General features: G+C 71.2%; 22 protein-coding genes. 10 read left to right on the top strand and 12 right to left on the bottom strand.

Annotation, left to right across the window (positions count from 1 at the left end):
- Positions 1–86 precede the first annotated feature (86 nt).
- The 7 genes from AB1578_06180 (at position 87) to AB1578_06150 (ending at position 8,066) form a co-directional block, all read left to right on the top strand.
- Positions 87–1,127 (top strand): hypothetical protein, encoded by a 1,041-nt coding sequence (locus AB1578_06180; GenBank protein MEW6487486.1) that lies wholly within the window; start codon positions 87–89, stop codon positions 1,125–1,127.
- 177 nt (positions 1,128–1,304) lie between these two features.
- Positions 1,305–3,131 carry a M48 family metalloprotease gene (locus AB1578_06175; GenBank protein MEW6487485.1) on the top strand — a complete coding sequence of 609 codons (1,827 nt, stop codon included), beginning with the start codon at positions 1,305–1,307 and terminating at the stop codon, positions 3,129–3,131.
- Positions 3,128–4,012, top strand: coding sequence for a DUF815 domain-containing protein (locus AB1578_06170; GenBank protein MEW6487484.1), 885 nt, complete (start codon positions 3,128–3,130; stop codon positions 4,010–4,012). Before AB1578_06175 ends, AB1578_06170 begins: the two co-directional genes overlap by 4 nt.
- Positions 4,013–4,068: 56 nt before the next feature.
- A complete protein-coding gene (locus tag AB1578_06165; GenBank protein MEW6487483.1) occupies positions 4,069–6,138 on the top strand; it encodes an HD domain-containing protein in 2,070 nt (689 codons plus the stop codon).
- Between the two features lie 6 nt (positions 6,139–6,144).
- On the top strand, positions 6,145–6,561 hold the full coding sequence (locus AB1578_06160; GenBank protein ID MEW6487482.1) for a hypothetical protein: 417 nt from the start codon (positions 6,145–6,147) through the stop codon (positions 6,559–6,561).
- The gene (locus AB1578_06155) at positions 6,558–7,226 is read left to right on the top strand and encodes a HEAT repeat domain-containing protein (GenBank protein MEW6487481.1); all 669 of its coding nucleotides are present in this window, start codon (positions 6,558–6,560) and stop codon (positions 7,224–7,226) included. Before AB1578_06160 ends, AB1578_06155 begins: the two co-directional genes overlap by 4 nt.
- A 42-nt stretch (positions 7,227–7,268) precedes the next feature.
- Entirely contained in the window at positions 7,269–8,066 is a 798-nt protein-coding gene (locus AB1578_06150) for a HEAT repeat domain-containing protein (protein ID MEW6487480.1), read from the top strand.
- A 153-nt stretch (positions 8,067–8,219) separates the two neighbouring features.
- Here the strand turns inward: AB1578_06150 and AB1578_06145 are convergent, their stop codons facing one another.
- The 10 genes from AB1578_06145 to AB1578_06100 form a co-directional block, all read right to left on the bottom strand.
- The gene (locus tag AB1578_06145) at positions 8,220–8,396 is read right to left on the bottom strand and encodes a PLP-dependent transferase (GenBank protein MEW6487479.1); all 177 of its coding nucleotides are present in this window, start codon (positions 8,394–8,396) and stop codon (positions 8,220–8,222) included.
- Between the two features lie 94 nt (positions 8,397–8,490).
- On the bottom strand, positions 8,491–9,624 hold the full coding sequence (locus AB1578_06140) for an LbtU family siderophore porin (GenBank protein ID MEW6487478.1): 1,134 nt from the start codon (positions 9,622–9,624) through the stop codon (positions 8,491–8,493).
- Between the two features lie 87 nt (positions 9,625–9,711).
- Positions 9,712–9,855 carry a FeoB-associated Cys-rich membrane protein gene (locus AB1578_06135; protein MEW6487477.1) on the bottom strand — a complete coding sequence of 48 codons (144 nt, stop codon included), beginning with the start codon at positions 9,853–9,855 and terminating at the stop codon, positions 9,712–9,714.
- A 1-nt stretch (position 9,856) separates the two neighbouring features.
- Positions 9,857–12,160 (bottom strand): ferrous iron transport protein B, encoded by a 2,304-nt coding sequence (feoB, locus tag AB1578_06130; GenBank protein MEW6487476.1) that lies wholly within the window; start codon positions 12,158–12,160, stop codon positions 9,857–9,859.
- Positions 12,157–12,384: a FeoA domain-containing protein gene (locus AB1578_06125; protein ID MEW6487475.1), complete on the bottom strand. Its 228-nt coding sequence runs from the start codon at positions 12,382–12,384 to the stop codon at positions 12,157–12,159. The genes feoB and AB1578_06125 overlap by 4 nt, the downstream gene beginning before the upstream one ends.
- The gene (locus tag AB1578_06120) at positions 12,381–12,638 is read right to left on the bottom strand and encodes a FeoA family protein (protein ID MEW6487474.1); all 258 of its coding nucleotides are present in this window, start codon (positions 12,636–12,638) and stop codon (positions 12,381–12,383) included. The genes AB1578_06125 and AB1578_06120 overlap by 4 nt, the downstream gene beginning before the upstream one ends.
- A gap of 80 nt (positions 12,639–12,718) precedes the next feature.
- On the bottom strand, positions 12,719–13,102 hold the full coding sequence (locus AB1578_06115) for a DUF2023 family protein (protein MEW6487473.1): 384 nt from the start codon (positions 13,100–13,102) through the stop codon (positions 12,719–12,721).
- A complete protein-coding gene (locus tag AB1578_06110; GenBank protein ID MEW6487472.1) occupies positions 13,057–13,368 on the bottom strand; it encodes a DUF2325 domain-containing protein in 312 nt (103 codons plus the stop codon). The genes AB1578_06115 and AB1578_06110 overlap by 46 nt, the downstream gene beginning before the upstream one ends.
- Positions 13,369–14,157: 789 nt before the next feature.
- Positions 14,158–15,333: a PLP-dependent transferase gene (locus tag AB1578_06105; GenBank protein MEW6487471.1), complete on the bottom strand. Its 1,176-nt coding sequence runs from the start codon at positions 15,331–15,333 to the stop codon at positions 14,158–14,160.
- Complete coding sequence (locus AB1578_06100; protein MEW6487470.1) at positions 15,330–16,478, bottom strand: PLP-dependent aspartate aminotransferase family protein; 1,149 nt, start codon at positions 16,476–16,478, stop codon at positions 15,330–15,332. The genes AB1578_06105 and AB1578_06100 overlap by 4 nt, the downstream gene beginning before the upstream one ends.
- A gap of 324 nt (positions 16,479–16,802) precedes the next feature.
- Between AB1578_06100 and AB1578_06095 the strand changes: the two genes are divergently transcribed.
- Positions 16,803–17,330: a thioredoxin family protein gene (locus AB1578_06095; protein MEW6487469.1), complete on the top strand. Its 528-nt coding sequence runs from the start codon at positions 16,803–16,805 to the stop codon at positions 17,328–17,330.
- A 24-nt stretch (positions 17,331–17,354) separates the two neighbouring features.
- Here the strand turns inward: AB1578_06095 and AB1578_06090 are convergent, their stop codons facing one another.
- Together AB1578_06090 and AB1578_06085 are read right to left on the bottom strand one after the other, a co-directional pair.
- Complete coding sequence (locus AB1578_06090; protein ID MEW6487468.1) at positions 17,355–17,939, bottom strand: Uma2 family endonuclease; 585 nt, start codon at positions 17,937–17,939, stop codon at positions 17,355–17,357.
- A gap of 192 nt (positions 17,940–18,131) precedes the next feature.
- Complete coding sequence (locus AB1578_06085; GenBank protein ID MEW6487467.1) at positions 18,132–18,548, bottom strand: hypothetical protein; 417 nt, start codon at positions 18,546–18,548, stop codon at positions 18,132–18,134.
- A 791-nt stretch (positions 18,549–19,339) separates the two neighbouring features.
- Between AB1578_06085 and AB1578_06080 the strand changes: the two genes are divergently transcribed.
- Together AB1578_06080 and AB1578_06075 are read left to right on the top strand one after the other, a co-directional pair.
- Positions 19,340–20,053, top strand: a complete 714-nt coding sequence (locus AB1578_06080; protein ID MEW6487466.1) for a response regulator transcription factor — start codon at positions 19,340–19,342, stop codon at positions 20,051–20,053.
- A gap of 6 nt (positions 20,054–20,059) precedes the next feature.
- Positions 20,060–20,497 (top strand): hypothetical protein (locus tag AB1578_06075; protein ID MEW6487465.1); only part of this gene is annotated, 438 nt, incomplete at its 3' end.

The following is a 20,497-nucleotide window of genomic DNA, read 5'->3' as shown; positions in this document are numbered from 1 at the left end:
CTCCTACGTGGGGCGTCGGTTCCCAGAGGGACGGCGACAGGCCAAAGAGGAATTCGCGCCCCCGAGGCCCACGCAAGGAGTCGGCGATGTGGCGAGCAATGCTCCTAGCTCTCTTGGCCCTCTCCCCAGCCCTGGCCGGCGAGACCGAGCTGTGCGTGAAGCCGGGGGAGGCGCTGCCGGACCTCGTCTTCGAGCACCTGCTCGCGCCGGAGGACTACGAGACCCTGGGCCTGGGGCGCCGGGAGGGGCCGGTGCGGCTCTCGGAGGTGGAGGGGGACCTCCTGGTGCTGGAGTTCTTCAACAAGTACTGCCTCACCTGCTGGCGCCAGGCGCCCCAGCTCGAGGCCTTTTCCCGCCTCCTGGAGCCCGGCGACTTGGGAGGCCGGGTGCGGATCCTCTCGGTGGGCGCGGGCAACAGCGCCGCGGAGCTCGAGGGCTTTCGCCGGGAGTCCGGGCTCACGTACCCCCTGGCGCCGGACCCTGCCTTCGAGCAGTTCTACGCCCTGGGGGAGCCGGGGGGAACCCCCTGCACGGCGCTGCTGCTTCGCCGGGGCGGGGAGTGGGTGCTCGCGGACTTCCACGTGGGGTTCTACGGGGACGTGGAGCTCCTGGCCCGATCGCGGGTGCTCCTGAAGGGTTGGTCCGCGCCTCCGGCGGGAGGGTGGTCCGGGGGAGCGGCCCCCGACGCCGAGGCTTCCGCCGCGTCGGTCGAGGCCTTTCTGTCCCGGGTGGCCTGGGCGCCCGTGACGGTGCAGCCCGTGGCCCTGGGCGACGGCACGCGCCTGTGGCGGGCAGTGGGGGAGGACGGGCAGCCCGCGGGGCTCTTCGCCCGGGCGGGCAGCCGCCAGCCCATCTGCGACCTGTGCCACCCGGTGCGGTTCCTGCTCGCCTTCGACGACGACGGGGTGCTGCGCGGCTTCGAGGCGCTGTACGTCACCAAGTTCGGCAACGAGCTCTGGAGCGCGGAGGACGCGGCCCACTTGGAGCGGCGGCTCTCCGGCCGCGTGCTCCACGAGCTCCCCTTCCAGCCCGAGGTGGATGCCGTGACCAGCGCCACCATGAGCTCGGCCCTCATCTTCGACGAGGCCCGCCGGTGCTCGGCGTACCTGCGGGAGCTCTCCCGGTAGAGCCCGCCGACGCACCGAGGTCCCCTTGGGGGAGGGGCCGGGCCGACCCGCGGGGCCCTCTTGGCGCCGCAAACATTGGGTTGCCCGGTCCGCATCGCAAAGGGGCATTGACTCGGGCGGCCGCGCGCGCTGGAATGCGCTCCTTCTTTTCCGCTCCTGCCCTCCCCCCGAGGAGCCATGTACGGAAGCGTCCTCACCTTTCTGATCGCCATTGCCGTGCAGGCGCTGGCGCCCCACGCCGCGGGCGCAGCGTGGAGCCTCGGGGAGGCGGTTCACCAGCTCGTCTATCTCCTGGCCGCGTGGGTGGCCCTGCGCATCCGGTTTCGCGGCCTCATGGCCCGGGCCCTCCACGACGAGGCCGAGGCCCGAAGCCTCCGGGCGTCCTTCTCGGGGATGGTGCAGGGGTACCAGGGGGTGATGCTGGTGCCCTTTGCGCTGCTCATGTACGCCACGAGCTACCCGGAGCTCGTAGCCCGGGCCCTGGGCGAACACTCCGCGGCCCTGGGGAGCGCGGCCGGCGTGCTCCCCTTCGTCTTCCTCCTCGGGGTGCTGTGGTGGGAGGCGTACCCGCTCCAGGGGGTGCTGCTGGGCCGCAGCGGCACGCGCTGGGGGTTCGTGGTGGCCCACGCCCGGATGGAGCTCCCGATCCTGCTCCCCTGGCTGGCCCTCATGGGCCTCCTGGACCTGGTGGCCACCCTCTGGCCCCGGGGATATGCGGCACTCGAAGCCAACCCCCTGCTCCAACTCCTCTACGCGCCGGTCTTCCTGACCCTGGTGGGCATCTTCCTCCCTGTGCTGGTCAAGGCCATGTGGGGGTGCGCGCCGGTGCCCCCGGGCCCCCTGCGGGACCACCTGGAGGGGCTGAGCGCCGGGCTGCGGCTCCGGGTGCGCGAGATCCTGTACTGGCCGCTCCTGGAGGGGCGGGTGATGACCGCGGGGATCGTGGGCCTGCTGCCCCGCTTCCGCTACCTCCTGCTCACGCCGGCGCTCGTGGAGATCCTCTCCCCGGAGGAGGTCGACGCCGTGGTGGCCCACGAGACCGGCCACGTGCGCCACCGCCACCTCTGGTTCTTCCTGCTCTTCTTCGTCGGGTACGTGTGCCTGGCGGGGATCTTCTTTCGCCTCTCCGAGGCGGGCATCGCCTGGTGGGGCCTCGCCGACCCCGAGGCGCTGCGCCGGCCCCAGGCGAGCCTCTACACCTCGGCGGCCATGACCCTGGGGCTCCTGGGGCTCTTGTTCGCCTACTTCCGGTTCCTCTTCGGAGCGGTGAGCCGGGCCTTCGAGCGCCAGGCCGACGCGTTCGCCCTGGAGGTCACGGGCCGGCCCGGGCCCCTGGTCTCGGCCCTGGAGCGGGTGAGCTTCCACTCGGGGGACATCCGGGATCTTCCCTCGTGGCACCACGGCTCCATCGCCGAACGGGTCGACTTTCTCGTAACGGCGGCTCGGGACCCCGGCGTGCTTTCCCGGCACCACCGCAAGGTGCGCCGCCTCACCCGGTGGTTCGCCCTCGGAGTGCTCCTGGCGGCAGCCCTCGTGGTGGCGCTCCACACGGGGCCGCTGCACCGGGATCTCAACCGCTTCGTGGCCGAGCGGGGGCTGCTCCACCGGGTCGCCCAGGAACCCCGGGACGCCCCCTCCTGGTTCCTCCTGGGGAGCCTGTACCAGGAGACCGGGCGGGAGCGAGACGCCCAGGCCGCCTACCAGGAGGTCATCCGGCTTGCGCCCCGAAACGCGGAGGCCCTGAACAACCTGGCGTGGCTGTACGTGACCGCCCGGGACCCGGCCCTCCAACGGCCCGAGCGGGCGCTGGCCCTGGCGGAGATGGCCGCACGGATCTTGGCTTCCCCCCACATCCTCGACACCCTGGCCGAGGCGCGTTGGCGGGCGAGAGACCGGGAGGGGGCGCTGCGGGCCATCGACGCGGCGCTGGCCCGAAACCCCGCGAATCCCGGCTACTATCTGCGCCAGCGCCAGAAGTTCCTCGAGGAGGCGCCTCCCCCATGACCGCCGACCCCCCTCTGCTGCCCGCTCTGCTGGCCCGCCTGGACCGGATCGCCGAGCGCCTCGACGCCGCGCTGGGCCCCCGAGGGGGCGAGACCCTCCACCGCGCCCCGACGCCCCCTGCGGCCTCCGAGTGCCGCACCTTCGTCTGGGAGGGCGCGGGGGGATTTCGGGCCGTGGGCCGACCCGCGGCGGCCGACCCCGCCTTGTTGACAGGCATCGCACGCCAGAAGGCGGCCTTCTATGCCAACATCGAGCGGTTCGCCCGGGGCCTGCCGGCCCACGACGTGCTCCTGTGGGGAGAGCGGGGCACGGGCAAGTCGTCCCTGGTACGTTCCCTGCCGCTGGCGGTGCCCCGTGAGGAGCTCGTGCTCCTGGCGGTTCCGGAACATCGCGCCCCGGACCTTCCCCGGGTGCTGGACGCCCTGGCCCTGGACTCGCGGCGCTGGGTGCTCTACCTGGACGACCTCTCCTTCGGGACCCCGGGGGAGAGGTACCGGGAGCTCAAGGTGCTTCTGGAGGGAGGGCTCGAGGAACGGCCCGCAAACACCCTGGTGGCGGCCACCTCGAACCGCCGGCACCTGGTCCCCGAGGCCTTTCCCGGCGACGACGAGCTCCATCCGGAAGAATCCGTGGCCGAGACCGTGAGCCTGGCAGACCGGTTCGGCCTCTCCCTGGGGTTCTACCCCTTCGACGAGGCCACCTACCTGGAGGCCGTGGGCCGACATCTGGCGGCGCTGGGGGCGGCCACGCCCCCGGGCTGGGAAGCCGAGGCGGTGCGCTGGGCCATGGCCCGGGGCATCCGGTCGGGCCGCACGGCCCAACAGGCAGCCCGGGAGCTCGCAGGGCGCGGAGCCCTACCGCTTCCCGCCAAATCGGTATAGTCTGGCCAGAAGTTGCCAAGATCCCAGCAACGGCCTGCCCACAGAGAGATCGGCGCGTGTCGGATCGCTTCGCACGGGAAAAGGATCAGATCCTCAGCCAGTTCATCATCCACCACGAGGTGGGAGACGCCGAGGTGGGCGTGCTGGCCGAGCGGCTGGACCGCGCCCTGGCGCGGGCAGACGAGTTCCACCGGGGGCAGGTGCGGAAGACCGGCGAGGAGTACATCTGGCACACCGTGCGCACGGCCATGGAGGTGAGCCGGTTCGGCCGGATCATCGACTGGGCCTCGGTGGAGGCGGCGCTGCTCCACGACACCCTCGAAGACACGGTCTACACCTATCCGGAGCTCCGCAGCGAGTTCCCCGACGCCGCCGAGCTCGTCCTGGCCCTCACCAAGATCAAGGACAGCCGGGTCCACACCTACCAGAAGCTCTTCAGCTTCGTGCTCCAGGACATCCGGGTGCTCCTGGTCAAGCTCGCCGACCGCCTGGACAACCTGGAGAGCCTCCAGATCTTCAAGCGCGACAAGCAGGTGCGCATCGCCCGCGAGAGCGCGGAGATGTACGCCAACATCTGCCGGCGCCTGTGCATGCTCGACCTGGCCGAGCGGTTGACCGAGAAGATCGGCCCCATCCTCACCCCGGAGCAGTTCGCCATCTTCCAGCGGGCGCAGCTGGAGCTCAAGGAGGGGTGGGTGCGCCCCCTGGAGGAGCTCCGGGCCAAGCTCGCGGCCGTCTTCCCCGGCGACCTGGGGGTTCGGGCGGAGTACCGCTGGAACCGCTTCCGTCCCGACGTGGCGCCCGTACCCGAGAACCTCTTCACGGTGCGCCTGGTGACCGAGACCAGCGAAGACGCCTACCGAGCCCTGGGGCGCATCCACCTCAACTTCCGGGCGCTGCCCGGCACCTTTGCCGACACCTTGAGCGTACCCCGGAAGAACGGGTACCGGGCCCTGGAGACCCGGGTGTCCTACCAGGGCCGCATCGTGAACTTCTACCTGGCCAGCAGGGCCGCCGACCGGTTCAACCGCCTGGGGCTCCTCTCCATGGACATCACCAGCCCCCAGTTCAACCTCGAATACATGGACGACCTGCGGGAGTTCCTGCAGAACGAGGCCATGGACATCCAGGACTTCCTGCGATTCCACCGGCCCGACGCCGTCCAGGTGACGAGCCCCAAGGGGGAGGTGTTCAGCCTCGAGGAGGGGGCCACCGCCCTGGACTACGCCTTTGCCGTGCACGAACAACTGGGGCTGCGCGCGCTGGCCGCCCGGGTGAACAACCACGAGGTGCCCCTGGCCACGGTGCTGCGCCCGGGGGACCGGGTGGAGATCGTCACCGCCGGGCAAAACGTGGCCGACGACCGGTACCTGGCCTGGGCCCATACCCGCAAGGCGCTGGCGAGCCTGCGCCGGGCCATGAACCGACGCCAGGCCGAGCGGGCGGCGCAGACGGGGCGCCACTGGCTGCTCCAGGCTGCCCGGTCCCACGGCCTCTCCCCGGACGACGCCCTCCAGGCGGTGGCCCAGCGCGCCGCCGCCGCGGATCTGAGCGAGGACGAGGTCTACGCCAGGGTCTGCCTGGGGCAGGAGGACATCGGAGACATCCTGGGGCTGCCCCCCGGCGGCGGCCGCAAGCTCCCCGGCAGCGCGCTGCTGCGGCGGTGGCGGGGCCGCGACGACGACCGCCGCAAGGTGCGCCGCTACGACTTCAGCGACCCCCACATCCGCTTCTGCCCCCGCTGCATCCCCCTGGAGGGCGACGAAATCCAGGGGGTGCCCGAGGAAGGGCGCCTGCTCGTGCACCGCCAGGAGTGCCCCCTGCTCGCCGACTCCCTCCGCCTGCCCCTGGCCTGGGACCGGACCGAGCGGGGCGCTCCCCGGGACGTGGACACCGTGGAGATGGAGCTTCGCCTCTCGGACGGCCCGGGCATCCTCTACTCGCTGCTGACCCCCTTCAAGGAGCTCAATCTCGAGGTGCGCAACCTTCGCCTTCCGCAACGGGGGGACCACACCCTCGCCATCCAGTTCGACCCGGGCACCGACCGCACCCTGAACCGCCTCTTGCGGGCCTTGCGCAAGAACGGCTTCGTGGAAGAGGTCCGGGTGTTCCGCTCCGTGGTCTGAGAGCCTGTGGAACCCCGGGTCCGCAATCGCGGCAGGGGCCCGCGCCCCTGGAGGGCCGCAGCCGTAGGAGCGGCGTGGCTCGCCTGCTGGGGCATCGCCCCGCCTCCGGGAGCGGCGCCCACCCAGGGGGTCCAGGTCAAGACCATCCAGGTTCGAGGCGAGACCGCCGAAGAGGACGACCTGGTGACGGTGACCTGGAGGGGCCTGGTGCAAAACACCGGGGCCGAGACCGTCCGCGTGCCCGTGCGGCTCGTGGCGCGCGATCCCCAGTGGAGGCCGCTGGCCTATCTGCTCGTGCCCGCCGTGGAAGCCGCTCCCGGCAGCCCGGTGGAGCAGGAGGCGGTCTTCGAGCTCGAGGAGGCGCTGTGGAAGAGGGTCCACGCGGTGGACCCCCAGGTGACCGAGGAGGGCATCCCGAGATGAGAGCGCGCTTCGGAGCCGTCCTGGCGGCGCTGTGGCTGGCGGCGGTCCCCTGCGTGCGGGCGGCCGTCGTGAGCGGCGTCTCCATGGCCGAGCGGGAGGGAGTCGTGGAGGTCGCCTACGATCTGTCCGCCGAGGTCCCGTGTGAGGTCGCCCTGGTGGGATCGGAGGACGCAGGCGCAACCTTCGCCCTGCGGCTGAAAGGCGCCGAGGGGGACGTGGGACCCGCCGTCGCCCCCGGGCGGGGCAAGAAGATCCTCTGGAGGATCGCCGTGGACTACCCGGAAGGCCTCGGGGATCGGGAGGTGGTTCTCGACATCGTGGCCCGGGAGCCGGACATCGAGTTCACCGCCGAGGACGAGGTCACGGCCTCGTGCCTGGACCGGGCCTTCACGCGGGAGTGCGCCGCGGCGGTGGAGGCGCTGGGGCGCCGGCACCCCTGGGTCCTCCGCGACGCCCTGGCCCACCCCGACCCCCGGGTGCGGGCCGGGGCCGCCGAGCTCCTGGGCCGCCTGGGCCACCGGGAGGCCGTGCCGGAGCTCCTCGGCCTCCTGGAGGACACTCCCCTCCCGGAAGGGGACAACACCATCACCGTGCGGGAGAAGCGCCGGGTCCAGGTGACCCGGGTGCGGGTGCGCGAGCGGTACGCCACCGTGCGAAACCGTTGAACCGGCGCCACCAAGAGCGTCCGGGTCGGCGCTACGAGGACGGTGAGCAGGCGCACCCGCACCGTGACCACCCGGGTCGCCCGGCAGGAGATGCCGTCGGCCACGATCGCGGAGAATACCGAGGTGGTGCGGGCCGCCGCACAGGCCCTGGGGCTCCTGGGAGACCCCGACGCTCTCTGGACCCTGGTGGACCTGGCCGAGCTGCGCCCGGAGGGGGTATTGGTGGGAGCGGCGGCGCAGGCCATCGCCCGCATCGGCACGGAGGCGGCCGCGGAGTTCCTGGAGAAGCTCGCCCTGGACGAAGCGCCCGCCCGGCGCGCCTGCGCCGCCGAGGCGCTGGAGTTCCTCTCCGGCGCAGAGGCCCCGGCGGTGCTCTGGCCGCTCCTGCGGGACGAGGACCCCCAGGTGCGGCGGTGCGCCGCGGCGTCCCTGGGCCGCAGGCCCCCCGGCGAGATCTGGGAGCGCCTCCGGCAGGCCCTCTGCGACCCGGGCGAGGTGCTCCGGGACGGCGCCCTGGCGGTGCTGCGCGGGCAGGTGGACCGGGACGGCTTCGGGCCCGACGAGGTGGAGGCCCTGGCCCAGTGGGCGCAGGCCGGCGCGGACGCGGAGACGGCCGCCGACGGATGTCTCGGGCCGGTCGCCGAGGAGGCAGCCCGCGCCCGGTCCCGGCTCGAACGGCGCCAGCGGGAAGCCCACCCCCCGGAGCCCCCCGCCCCCCGCCCCGCGCGCACGCTGGCCGCCGAGATCGGCCCCGACGGCGTGCCCGTATACCGCCCCGTGCGCCACAGGGTCCTGGGGGAAAACGGGGGCGTCTTCGAGGACATCGCCGGCTCCCTCTGAGCGAGCGTCCGCAGCACGGCCCCCGTCCCCATCGAAATCGAAATCGGGATCGGGGTCGGGGTCGGGGTCGATTTCGATTGGGAGTAGGTATCCGGCGGGCCATGCTGCCTCTTGGGGGACCGCCTCCCAACGGTACCCCCGCGAAGGTCGCCCTCAGCTCACCCTTTCCCGAGGCGCGAGGGGGCGGGCCAGATCCTCCCAGAGATCCTCCGGATCCTCCAGGCCCACCGAGAGGCGAAGCAGCCCGGGGCCGATGCCCAGGGCCCGCCGGTGGGCCTCGGGCATGGCCGCGTGGCCCATGGTCCAGGGGTAGGAGAGGATCGACTCCACCCCCCCAGGCTTACCGCCACCGCCGAGACCCGGACGGCCGCGAGCACCCGCCGCGCCCGCCGCCCGCCATGGACGGCATCCCGCGCCACGGGGTTCAGAACGCCAAGGCCACCTGGGCGGTGACGAGGTCGCGATGCCGGAGGCCCTCTCCGAAGTCCCGGTCGAAAAGGCCCCGCAGGTACTCCAGTGCCAGGCTCACGTGCTCCCAGGGGCCCCAGGAGGCACCCAGGCCGTACTGGAGCTCGGGCTGACGGGCGAACTCCCGGCTGCCCTCCACCCGGGCCGCCAGCTCCACGTTCTCCAGGGCTGCCCAGGCCAGCTCCAGGTTCCAGGCCAGGGGCCGGTCCCCCGAGCCGTCCTCGTCCACATCCAGGTCTCCCTTCCGGAACGTGCGCACCGCTCCCAGGACCTCGCCGCTCGCCGCGAGCGAACCCAACTGCGCCACGGCGTACGCGCTCCACCCCGGTACCCGCCGCCGATACTCCTCCAGCAGCTCCGCGTCGGTATCGGCCAGGTCACTGAGGAAGCTCGCCCCGAGCTCGAGCAGCTCCACCGGCGTGACCTGCACACTCACCCCCCAGTCCCGCAGGTGGTCGTCCGCCCGCGAGCCGGCGCTGTTGACCTTTTCCGCGTCCCCGTTGAACACGAAAGCGGCCACCGAGAAGCGCTCCTGCCCGAACCCCACCAGCACCGCGGTCTCGCGGGTCTCCCCCAGCTCCAGCGTCAGGGGATCGGAGATGAAGTGGCTGGGGAAGGCCCCGAAGGGCACGTACTGCCGCCCGAAGCGCGCGAACCAGCCCGCACGGGCGTAGCCGATGGTAGCCTCGTCCACTTCCGGAGGATCGGTCTCGTCCTCCTCGAAGAGAAAGACCAGGGTGGCATCCAGGTGGTCGCTCACCTGGGCGGCGAAGCCCAGCTGGGCCGTGGCCACGACCACATCGCTGGCGGTCTCGTCGTCTTCGCCCCTCAGCGTGAGCCGCCCGTAGCCGGCCTCCACCTCCAGGAGCCCGGAGATGGTCAGGCGCTCGCCGATCTGGGTGGACAGCCCGGCATCCTTCTTCTCGGCCAGAGTGTGGTAGAGCTCGGCGTCGCGCTGCTCCAGGGCCTCTACCCGCTCCTCCAGGGTGGCGGGCGCGGCGCTCCCGGCGCCTTGGGAGCCCTGGCCAGGGGCCAGGGCGGGAAACAGCACCAAGAGGGGCAGGGTCAACCAAGCAGGACGGTTCCACATGGGTTTCTTTCCTCCATTCTTGTTGTGAGAAGTCCTAAAGACGGTCCTTTCTTTCCGCGGTCAGAACGACGATTTCTCCACACACCCTCAGCTCTTCCGGGTGTCGCAACCGCAGCCGCCGCAGCCGGAGCAGTGTCCCTTCTTCTTCCGGACCGAGCGGTAGAGGAGCCAGGCGGCGCCGCCCAGGACGAGCCCCATCCAGAAGAGGTCTTCGAATCCCAGGGCGCCCATCTCAGCCCCCCAGTCCAAGGAGACGGCCGCCCTGGTAGATGACGAGCGCCACGGTCCAGGCCAGGACGCTCTGGTAGGCGAAGGCGATCCCGAACCACTTCCAAGTGCCGAACTCCTGGCGCATGGCGATCGCCACCACCACACAGGGCATGTAGAGGAGGACGAAGGCCATGAAGGCGAAGGCGGAGAGCGGGGTGAAGGCCCGCCCCACGGCGGACTTGAGGGATGACGCTTCCCCTCCCTCCTCTTCCTCCTCCTCGAGGGCCAGGCTGCTCACGCCGAAGGTGGAGACGACGTTTTGGGCCGCGGCTCCAAAGGCCCCGAGGAAGGAGGTGGCGATCTCCCGCAGGTCCTCCCCCAGGGTAGGCGCCTCGCCCGCCTCCTCGGCCTCGGCTTCGGCGGCGGCCGCCAGGGCCTCGGGGGCGTAGATCTCGCCCATGGTGCCCACGACGATCTCCTTGGCGATGACGCCGGTGAGGAGCGCCGCCGAGGCCTCCCAGGTGCCGAAGCCTAGGGGGGCGAAGACCGGGGCGAGCGCCGCCCCCGTCTTGCCCAGGTAGGAGTCGCGCTTGTGCTCCACGCCCCAGGGCAGGTTCAGGAGGAACCACACGAAGACGCAGACCGCGAGGATGTATGTGCCCGCCTTGATCAGGAAGTGCTTGCCCTTCTCCCAGGTGTGGATGAGGAGGCTGCGAAGGGTCGGCATCCGGTAGGGGGGAAGCTCCATGATGAAGACCGGCGCCTCGCCCCGGAAGAGGGTGCGCTTGAAGAGGAGCCCCATGAGGATCGCGAGGGCAATCCCCATCACGTAGAGGGACCAAATGGCCGTGCCGGCGGTCGCCGGGAAGAAGACGGCGGAGAAGAGCACGTACACCGGCAGCCGGGCCCCGCACGACATGAGGGGGACGAGCAGCGCCGTGAGGACCTTGTCCCGGGGGTTCTCCAGGGTGCGGGTGGCATAGATGGCCGGCACGTTGCACCCGAACCCGAGGAGCAGCGGGATGAAGGACTTGCCGTGGAGCCCGATGGCGTGCATGGCCCGGTCCATGACGAACGCCGCCCGCGCCATGTACCCGCTGCCCTCCAGGAAGGTGATGAAGAACATCATGGCGAAGATGACCGGGACGAAGACCAGCACGAACCCCACCCCCGCCAGGACCCCGTCCAGGGCCAGGGAGGCGGTCCACTCCGGCGCCCCCACCGCGCCGAGTCCGCCCTCGACCCAGCGGCGAAACGGTCCGGCGGCCAGCTCGTCGAGCCAGTCGGCAAAGGGGGTCGAGACGTCGAAGGTGAGCTTGAAGACGAGCCACATGGCGCCGAGGAAGATCGGGATGCCGAGGAAGCGGTTGAGCACCACCCGGTCGATCTTCTCGGTGAGCTCGGCCTTGCGGAGCTCGGGCCGGGTGAGCACCTCCCGGGTCAGCCCCGAGGCCAGCGCGTAACGTGCGTCGGCCAGGAGAGCCTCCACGTCCTCCCCGTGGGCCCGCCGCAGGTGGGCCAGGGCGTCGTCCACCGGAAGGGGAGGGGGCGGCGCCTCTTCCTCCTCCGCCAGGGCCTCGAGCACGTGGCGGTCCCCCTCGATGGCCTTGAGGGCGAGCCAGCGCTCGGGGAAGCGCGCCGCCGCCAGGGGGTGGCGGTCCCGGAGGACGGCGGACACCTGGTCCTCCGCGGCGTCCACGTCGGGGCCGTACCCCAGACGCTTCGGCCGGTGGGTATCCGGGTCGGAGGCCGCCGTGAGTACCGCGTCCAGGAGCTCCCGGATCCCCCGGTTCTTGGTGGCCACCGTGGGCACCACCGCCGCCCCCAGGCGCTCCGCCATGCCCGCCACGTCGATCCGGTAGCCCTTGGCCTCGGCCTCGTCGTAGATGTTGAGCGCCAGTACCACGGGGATGCCGAGTTCCAGGAGCTGCACGGTGAGGTAGAGGTTGCGCTCCAGGTTGGTGGCGTCCACCACGTTCACCACCACGTCGGGCCGATCCGAGACCAGGAAGTCCCGGGCGATGATCTCCTCCTGGCTATAGGGGGAGAGGGAGTAGGCACCCGGCAGGTCCACGAGCCGGACCTTGCGGCCGCCCACCTCGAGTTGGGCTTCCTTCTTCTCCACCGTGACCCCGGGCCAGTTCCCCACGTGCAGGCGGGAGCCGGCCAGGGCGTTGATCAGGGTGGACTTGCCCGCGTTGGGGTTTCCGGCCACGGCCACGGTGAGGGGCCGCTGGACCACGGGCCGCAGGTGGGGGGGCGGGGAGGCCGGGGCGCCGGCGCGGCGCTGTCCGGGGTGTTCGTCGAGCCTGGGGTTCGCGCTCATGGCAGCACCTCCACCGCGATGCCCTCCGCCTCCTTCTTGCGCAGCGAGAGCTGGTAGTTCTTGACCGTCACCTCCATGGGGTCCCCCAAAGGAGCGACCTTCACCACCTTCACCACCTCCCCCACCAGCACGCCCATGTCCATGAGCCGCCGCTTGAGGGGTCCGACCGCACCGATGGCGGTGATCCTGCCCGACTCGCCGGGCTTGAGCCTTCCCAGGTTCATGACTGCCTCCTCACCAGGATCTTCATGGCCACGCCGCGCCCGAGCGCGATCCGGGACTCGTCCACCTTGAGCAGGATCGGCCCGCCGCTGCCGTTGGTTAGCATCTCCACCACCTTGCCGGCGCGCAGGCCCACATCCTCGACCCGGCTGCCCGCCGATCCCTTCTTCCCGCAGCCGCTCCCGCATCCCCCGAGGGGGCCGACGTCTGCGATCTCGGCCCGTTCGCCCGGGCTGAGCAGTCCCAAGGGGATCATCACCTGTGCACCTCCGCGCGCCTGGTCCAACGGTGAAATCTCTCTTCCAGGGCGACGCCCTGCCCGGTTTTCGGGGCGCGTCAGCCCGCCAGCTCCTCCACCGCCTCCCGGTCCCGGCGCTTCAAGTACCGCGCGCACTGCTGCAGGCGGTCGTAACCGAGCATGATCCCCAGGAGAAAGTCCTCCTCGTCGCTAAGGCGAGACAGGTTCCCCACGCCGATGCGCCGCAGCACCTCCATGCACACAGCGTTGCCGAAGAAGACGTTGATGCTGCCGTTTCCGAGGGGATGGACGAGGTAGCGGATCCCCTCGGCCTCAAGCTTCGCCTCGATGGCCTCCCGGTGCTTCGCCCGGGTGGTGTGGAGGACCAGGTTGCGAAGCCCCTTCTTGAACTCGTACACGTGGTGGCAGAAGACCTTCACGGCGCCCTGTGTCGGCCCCCGGCCCGCGCCCTCGTCAAGCACGCGAGGCAGTCCCGCAGGGAGCACACCCCGCAGGAATGGCGGAAGAGCACGGGAATCCCCCGGGCCTGGGCCGCCCGCACCGCCGCACGCCGGGCCTCGTGGGAGACCTTGCCGGTGAAGACCACCACGGCATCGGCCCCCCGCACGGCGGGCCCGAGCCGGTTCGCCCCCTCGTTGAAGACCCGGAGCTCGACCCCCAACAGTTCTGCCTCGTCCCGGTAGGGCCTCTCCAGCCGAGCCATTCCGCCCACCAGCGTCACGCACATGGCCTGCTCCCGCGATGATTATTGAAAATGATTTTCAAGAGCTTTTACGCGAGCGGCACCGCAAGCGTCAAGGACTATTTTCGTGGGGAGGGCAAGAAGATAGGGCGGACTTCGACGGCCGCGGGCTCGGGGAAGGGTCAGCGTGAGGGCCGACTCGGCGTCTCACCTGGAGCAAGAGGAGCCGAGCATGAAAGCGCCCACGATGACGATCCGCGTCGAGCCGGAGCTGAGGCAGGCGATCCAGGCCCTCGCCGAGGCCACGGATCGATCCGAAGCGGGGGTGGTCAAGGCAGCCGTTGCCGCCTACCTGGATACGAACGCCTGGCAGGTGGAGGCAATCCGGCGCGCCCTCGAGGATGTCCACTCCGGCGCCGCCGAAGCGGATGCCTTGGATCAGGAGGAGTTGGAGACGTTGCCTGCACGGTCGCAGGCTCTATCGTGTGGGTCCTGCGGGTGCTCCACAGCGCCCGGCGGTGACCGGATCGATTTTGAGTCGTCCATGACGTCGGGGCTCTCCGTCGAGCCCGCCCCGTGGGCCACGGGCTCCCGGGGGGGCTCGGGGGCGTCTCGGAGGGCATCGCCGGCTCCTCCTGACCGTGCGTCCGCAGCACGGCCTCCGTCCCCGTCGACATCGCGATCCGGGTCGGGATCGGCGTCGGGGTCGAAATCGGGGTCGGGGTCGATTTCGATTTCGAGATCGATAGCGATGGCGATTTCGAGCGGGTATCCGGGCGGGCCATGCTGCCTCTTGGGGGACCGCCTCCCAACGGTACCCCGCGAAGGTCGCCCTCAGCTCACCCTTTCCCGAGGCGCGAGGGGGCCGGCCAGATCCTCCCAGAGATCCTCCGGATCCTCCAGGCCCACCGAGAGGCGAAGCAGCCCGGGGCCGATGCCCAGGGCCCGCCGGTGGGCCTCGGGCATGGCCGCGTGGCTCATGGTCCAGGGGTAGGAGAGGATCGACTCCACGCCCCCCAGGCTCACTGCCACCGCCGGGAGCTGCACGGCCCCCAGCACCCGGTGGGCCCGCTCGGAGCTGCCCACGTCGAAGCTCAGCACCGCCCCGGGCCCGAGGGCCTGGGACGCGTGGGTCTCGGCCCCGGGGTGACCTTCCAGGCCGGGGTAGTGCACCGCTTCCACCCCGGGGTGCAGGAACAGCCGGCGGGCGAGCTCGGCCGCGGTGCGCTGCTCGGCCTCGAGGCGCACCTTGAGGGTCTTGAGCCCCTTGAGCAGCAGCCACGAGTCGTGGGGCGAGAGGACCCCGCCCAGGGCGTTCTGCAGCATGCCGAGCTTCCGGGCCAGATCGGCTCCGGCCACCACGGCGCACCCGGCCACCAGGTCGGTGTGGCCGCCCAGGAACTTGGTGGCGCTGTGCACCACGATGTCGGCCCCCAGTGCCAGCGGGTTCTGGAGGAGCGGCGTCATGAAGGTGTTGTCCACCGCCACCAGGGCTCCCCGCTCGAGCGCCAGCCGCGAGGCGGCCCGCAGATCCGTGATCCGGAGCAGGGGGTTCGAGGGGGTCTCGAGCCAGAGAAGGCGCGTGTTGGGGCGAAACGCTCCGGCCAGGGCCTCGATATCCGAGGCATCGGCAAAGGTCGTCTCGATCCCGAACCGGGAGAAGACCGCCGTGAGCGCCCGATAGGTGCCTCCGTAGAGATCCCGCGCCGCCACCACGTGGTCCCCCTGGGAAAGGAGCGAGAGCACGGCTGTCGTGGCCGCCATGCCCGACGCGAAGGCGAAGCCCGCCGTGCCGCCCTCCAGCTCCGCCACCAGCGCCTCCAGGGCGTGCCGGGTGGGGTTGCCGGAGCGGGAATAGTCGTAGGCTTGGGGGGTTGCCGCGTCGGTCTGGTGAAAGGTGCTCGCCATCACGATGGGCACCCCCACGGCCCCCGTGGCCGGATCCACCTCGCGGCGGCCCCCCACGAGCCGGGTTGCCGTGCGGCGCCTGGGCTGCCCGTGCGGGCTCATCCCGCCTCCCCTGCGCCCAGGGCCCACGAGAGATCCTCCTCCAGATCCTCGGGGGCTTCGAGGCCCACGGAGAGCCGCACCAGGTCGTCGGTGACCCCCATGCGGCTGCGCACGTGGGGCGGGATGTCGCAGTGGGTCTGGCGGCTGGGCACCGTGGCGAGGGACTCCACGCCCCCCAGGCTCTCGGCGAAGGTCACGATCCGCAGGCGCCGCAGGAAGCGCTCCACCGCCCCCGCCGACCCCAGGCGAAAGCTCAGCATGGCCCCGAACCCCGAGCTCTGGGCGGCCATCACGCCGTGACCGGGGTGATCTGGGAAGCCGGGGTAGTGGACCCGCTCCACCCCGGGGTGGGCTCGGAGAAAAGCGGCGATCCGGCCGGCGGAGCACGACTGCCGGTCGAGCCGCACGGCGAGCGTCTTGAGGGAGCGCAGGAGGAGCCAGGATTCCTGGGGGGAGAGGACCGGCCCCGTGGTGTTCTGGAGAAACCCGACCCTCTCCGCCAGGGCGGCGTCCCGGACCACGATCGCCCCGGCCAGGAGGTCGTTGTGGCCTCCCAGGTACTTGGTGGCGCTGTGGAGGACCAGGTGGGCCCCGAGTTCCAGGGGCCGCTGGTAATAGGGGGTGAGGAAGGTGTTGTCCACCGCCAGGAGGAGCCCCCGGGCCTCCGCCAGGGACGCCAGCGCCCGCAGGTCGGCCACCTTCATCAGGGGGTTGCTGGGCGTCTCCACAAGGAGCCCCCGGGTCTCCGACCGGACCGCCGCGGCGGCCTCCCGGGGGTCGGTCAGGTCCGCATAGGTCACCTCCAGGCCCCAAGCCCGGAAGACCCGCTCCAGGGTTCGGTAGGTACCCCCGTACAGGTCGTCGGAGACCACCAGGTGGTCGCCCGGGCGAAAGAGGAGGAACAGGGTGCTCAGGGCCGCCATGCCGGACGCGAAGGCAAACCCCGCCGTTCCCCCCTCCAGCCCGGCCAAAGCCTGTTCGAGCACCCTCCGCGTGGGGTTTCCGGTGCGGGAGTAATCGTAGCCAGTGGTCTCCCCCAAGGCCGGGTGGGCAAAGGTAGCCGAGGGGTGGATGGGGGTGCTCAGGGCGCCCGTTGCCGGGTCGCTGCCCAACCCCGAACGGGCCAGGCGGGTCTCGATGCGCATCGTCGCTCGTCCTCCTTCGGCCGGGGCCCGCCAAGCCGCGGACTGGCCGTCTGCGCTCGGGATTGTTCCACTGAATGCCTAGCAAACGCAAGGGCGGGAAAGCCCGCAAACATCTATTCCTTATGGCAGAATACCGAGACATTGTTGACACAACAAATGGCCGGGAATCTCCACGTGGCACCCGCGGGCGCGAGGAAATCATCCAAATGGCGTTTTGTCGCTGACAGGACGGGTCAGGGTTCGTTAGAATGACTCTCGACTCTGTGTGCGCAAGCAGCCGCCGGCCCCCCGGGGGGAGGCAGGGCGGCATCCAACGAGGACGCGATGAAACTCTTCCTGACGTTGTGCGCGGGGGCCCTGATCCTCCTGACCTCCTGTGCGGGCCCCGGCGGACACCACGCGGGGCACGCGGGACACGGCAAGGGTCCCTTCGCCCGGGGCGACTCCCGAGACCTGGTGCAGTGGCACCGGCTCGCCGACGCCAAAGACGTGGCCTGGATTCTGGAGAAACCCTTGCTCGTGGACTTCTACGTGCCCGAGGGGTGCGACCGGTGCGAGCGGATGGACCGGGACCTGTGGGGCAACCCCGAGATCGCCCGTCGCGTGAACGAGGGCTTCGTCCCGGTGCGCATCGACCTGACCCGCAACATGAGCCGGGAAGAGATCGCCCTGGGGAGGAAGTACGACTACAAGTATGACTGCCTCCTCCTCTTCCTGGACTACACGGGGGAGGCCATCGAGGACGCGGGCGGGGGCCGGATGTGCTTTGCCGAGTTCGTGAGCACCGAGTGGTTCCTGGGCCACCTGGAGCGCGCCCTGGCGGCCGCTTCGGCCCACTCCCGGACTCCCTGATCGATTACTCCGCCGGGTGGCGGTTCAGGCGCCGGCGAAGACCCGCTTCAGATCCACGGTGAAATCCTCGAAGATTCCCACCGGGACCTGGTGTTCTGCGGAATAGACCGCCGGTGCCCCGTACCTACCACCCTCACCTCTCCGGTAGACCATAACCACCCCGTCCGTGGGGTGAACGAGCCAGTACTCGCGCACCCCGTGCTTCTCGTACAGGGCCCGCTTCTCCATGTGGTCCCGGGCCGCGGTGGAGGGAGACAGGATCTCGATGACCCAGTCCGGCGCCCCCCGGCACCCCCGGTCGTCGAGCTTCGCGGCATCGCAGACCACCACGAGGTCGGGCTGGACCACCGTCTCGACCTCTTCGTCCGCCTCGTTCGAGCTGGGCAGCCGGACGTCGAAGGGGGCCAGGTAGAGTTCGCAGGGCCTGCCTTCGAGATAGGCGTATACTTGCCCCGCCAGGGCGACCTGAATGGCCTGGTGCCGTCGCGAGGGCGCCGGCGTCATGTCATACGGCACCCCCTCGATGAGCTCCCATCGCTCGCCCTCGGGCCAGCCGAGATAATCCCCGTAGGTGTAGCGGTCCGCGGGCTTCGTCTGAGGATGTGCCATCGGGTTCCTCCCGGGTCGGGGAGCGCGACGGAACGCTTCGCGTTGCCCCCGGAACCTAGCAGCAAGCCCTGGCGGTTTCAAGCCGGGGCACCCCGCCTGCCGTGCCTCGCCTTGCGAAACGCGAGGGAAAGGCCCCGGGATTTTCCGGGGCCTTTGGCGGCCTCCGACGCTACGGCTCAAGAACCGGAGCGGCTACTTTGCCCACCCGCGCTTGTCGCCCCGGCGCCCGGGCTTGCCGTCGCAGTCTCCACGGCGCTCCGCCCGGTCGCGGCGCCCTTCCCGGAGCTCGTCGAGCTTGGCGGCCTGCTCCGGACTGAGCACAGCGGCGAGGCTCTCGTGGGCTTGGTCCCTCAGGACGCTCGCCTCCTCGCGGTGCGCCTTGCGCAGTTCCTCGCGCCGGGCGAAGGTCTCCTCCAGGACCTCCTGGACCTGCCCCTGTTGCTCGGGCGTGAGACCCAGGTCCCCCGCCAGGCGCTGGGCCGCCTGCTCGGGCGACGGGCCTCGACCGCCCCGGCCCCAGGCCTGGGCAGACAGGGGTACGAGGCTCGTCACGGCGAGCCCCAGGGCAGCGGCGATGGCAGTGCGGCGGATCGTCTTGGTTGTCTTCATTGCGGTCTCCTCGGCACCGGCGCGGCGGTGCTCGGCTGGGGGTGGTCGGCTACGGTGCAAGGGTAGGCCGGAACCGCGCAAAGAGGGGTGAAGAGTAGGGGCCCCACGGTAAAGGTGTGGGGCGGAGCCGCCCGGGCGCTTCCCACTTCTTTACGATTTCCCCGCGGCGCCCGCGATCTCCCTCAGCACCCGCGCCCCGGCCGGGCGGCCGGAGGCCCCAGGGAGCGGCGGAACCGCTCCGGCAGCCGATCGGCGGCGCCCCTACCCTCCCCCTCTCTGCGGTCATCCCCGAGGCCGTCCGGAACCCGGCCGTGACCAAGAAAGAAGCCATCCTCCAGGCCACCAGACCCTCTTCGCCGAGAAGGGCTTCGACGGCACCTCCACCGCGGAGATCGCCCAGCGGGCATCATCCACAGCCACGCCAGGGGAATCGTGGAGGTGCCGGAAGATCTGGAAGAAGCCACGGTGACCTTCTGCCGCAGGGCCCTCGCCGCAGGGCCGGCGCCCCCGGAGTCTCCGGAGACCTGAGATCCCGAGTCTCGAGCCCCGTTTCGAGGCGGTCCCCCTCATGGGCGGCACGGGGCACGCGGACACACCGTCCCAATCGAAATCGAAATCGAAATCGGGATCGGGATCAGGATCGGGGTCGGGATCGGGGTCGGAGGCGATTTCGATTTCGATACCGATAGCGATACCGATACCGACTTGTGGCCGGCGGTTTACCCTTCTTTACGACGCCGCCCATCCGTCTGGGCTAGAATGCCCCCAGTTTCCACCTCGCCGGAGGGGCCATGGCCGCGGTCCGCATCCTGGTGATCGACGACGACGCCGAGCTCTGCGAGCTCCTGGCCGACTATCTGGGGTCGGAGGGTTTCTCGGTCGTGGCCGCCCACGACGCCGAGTCGGGCCTCTCCCGGGCACTGGAGGGCCAAGCCTCCCTCGTGGTGCTCGACGTGATGCTCCCGGGGATGAGCGGCTTCGAACTGCTGCGGAGGCTTCGCGAGCGGTCCCGCGTGCCCGTGGTGATGCTCACGGCCCGGGGCGACGACGTGGACCGCATCGTGGGGCTCGAGATGGGGGCCGACGACTACCTGCCCAAGCCCTTCAACCCCCGGGAGCTGGTGGCCCGCATCCGCGCGGTGCTCCGCCGGGGCCCGCCCGCTTCCGACCCCTCCGACCGCGCCCCGCCGCCGCTGTCCGTGGGCGACCTGGAGCTCGACCCGGCGACCCGGGTCGTTCGGCAAGGGGGGCGGCCGGTGGAGCTGACCTCGGTGGAGTTTTCCCTCTTGGAAGCCCTGGTGCGGGCCGCGGGGACCGTGGTGCCCCGCGAGGCTCTGGCCGAAGCGGCCCTGGGCCGTAAGCTCTCCGCCTACGACCGCAGCGTCGACGTGCACGTGAGCAGCCTGCGCCGAAAGCTGGGCCCCCGGGTGGGGGAGCTGGAGCGGATCAAACCCGTGCGGGGGGTGGGGTACCTGTACGCCCTCACCCGGCCCGGGGAGGGCTGAGAGCCTGTGCGCAGCCTCTTCTTGCGCATCTTCGTCACCTTTGGCGTCGCGGCGGCGGCGATCGGGGCGATCCTCGTGACCCTCGCCCTCACCACCGATCCCCGGCGGGCCCTGTTCCAGCGCCATGAGGGCCGGCTCGCGCACCTGGGTGCCGAGCTCCTGGCAGCCGCCCGGGAAGGCGCTACGCTCCCCGGGCCGGACCGCCCCCGGTCCCGAGGGGGCGAGCCGGGCGCCTTCCTCTTCCGGGGCGGCGAGGGTCCCCTGGGGGGCGGGCGCGCGCCGCCCGCCGTGCGGCGCCTAGCGTCGGAGACCGCCGCCACGGGGGAGCGCAGGGTGCGGGCAGGGCGCAGCGGCCTATGGCTGGCCCTGCCCCTGGAAGACGACCACGTCCTGGTCGCCGAGGTGCCCCCCCCGTCACGCCTGGACCGCCTCCTCGACCCCTAT

It is taken from the genome of Thermodesulfobacteriota bacterium, from assembly GCA_040756475.1.
GTDB lineage: Bacteria > Desulfobacterota > Deferrisomatia > Deferrisomatales > JACRMM01 > JBFLZB01.
The sequence above is the reverse complement of the archived record's forward strand: the minus strand, read 5'-3'. Positions and strand labels throughout refer to the sequence as shown.

Bases quoted from the DNA above. Each gene is read 5' to 3' on its own strand.
- AB1578_06080 (MEW6487466.1), top strand. From the start codon at position 19,340: ATGGCCGCGGTCCGCATCCTGGTGATCGACGACGACGCCGAGCTCTGC.
- AB1578_06155 (MEW6487481.1), top strand. From the start codon at position 6,558: ATGAGAGCGCGCTTCGGAGCCGTCCTGGCGGCGCTGTGGCTGGCGGCG.
- AB1578_06095 (MEW6487469.1), top strand. From the start codon at position 16,803: ATGAAACTCTTCCTGACGTTGTGCGCGGGGGCCCTGATCCTCCTGACC.
- AB1578_06140 (MEW6487478.1), bottom strand. From the start codon at position 9,624: ATGTGGAACCGTCCTGCTTGGTTGACCCTGCCCCTCTTGGTGCTGTTT.
- AB1578_06090 (MEW6487468.1), bottom strand. From the start codon at position 17,939: ATGGCACATCCTCAGACGAAGCCCGCGGACCGCTACACCTACGGGGAT.
- AB1578_06125 (MEW6487475.1), bottom strand. From the start codon at position 12,384: ATGAACCTGGGAAGGCTCAAGCCCGGCGAGTCGGGCAGGATCACCGCC.
- feoB (MEW6487476.1), bottom strand. From the start codon at position 12,160: ATGAGCGCGAACCCCAGGCTCGACGAACACCCCGGACAGCGCCGCGCC.
- AB1578_06120 (MEW6487474.1), bottom strand. From the start codon at position 12,638: ATGATCCCCTTGGGACTGCTCAGCCCGGGCGAACGGGCCGAGATCGCA.
- AB1578_06100 (MEW6487470.1), bottom strand. From the start codon at position 16,478: ATGCGCATCGAGACCCGCCTGGCCCGTTCGGGGTTGGGCAGCGACCCG.
- AB1578_06180 (MEW6487486.1), top strand. From the start codon at position 87: ATGTGGCGAGCAATGCTCCTAGCTCTCTTGGCCCTCTCCCCAGCCCTG.
- AB1578_06085 (MEW6487467.1), bottom strand. From the start codon at position 18,548: ATGAAGACAACCAAGACGATCCGCCGCACTGCCATCGCCGCTGCCCTG.
- AB1578_06110 (MEW6487472.1), bottom strand. From the start codon at position 13,368: ATGTGCGTGACGCTGGTGGGCGGAATGGCTCGGCTGGAGAGGCCCTAC.
- AB1578_06135 (MEW6487477.1), bottom strand. From the start codon at position 9,855: ATGGGCGCCCTGGGATTCGAAGACCTCTTCTGGATGGGGCTCGTCCTG.
- AB1578_06175 (MEW6487485.1), top strand. From the start codon at position 1,305: ATGTACGGAAGCGTCCTCACCTTTCTGATCGCCATTGCCGTGCAGGCG.
- AB1578_06105 (MEW6487471.1), bottom strand. From the start codon at position 15,333: ATGAGCCCGCACGGGCAGCCCAGGCGCCGCACGGCAACCCGGCTCGTG.
- AB1578_06170 (MEW6487484.1), top strand. From the start codon at position 3,128: ATGACCGCCGACCCCCCTCTGCTGCCCGCTCTGCTGGCCCGCCTGGAC.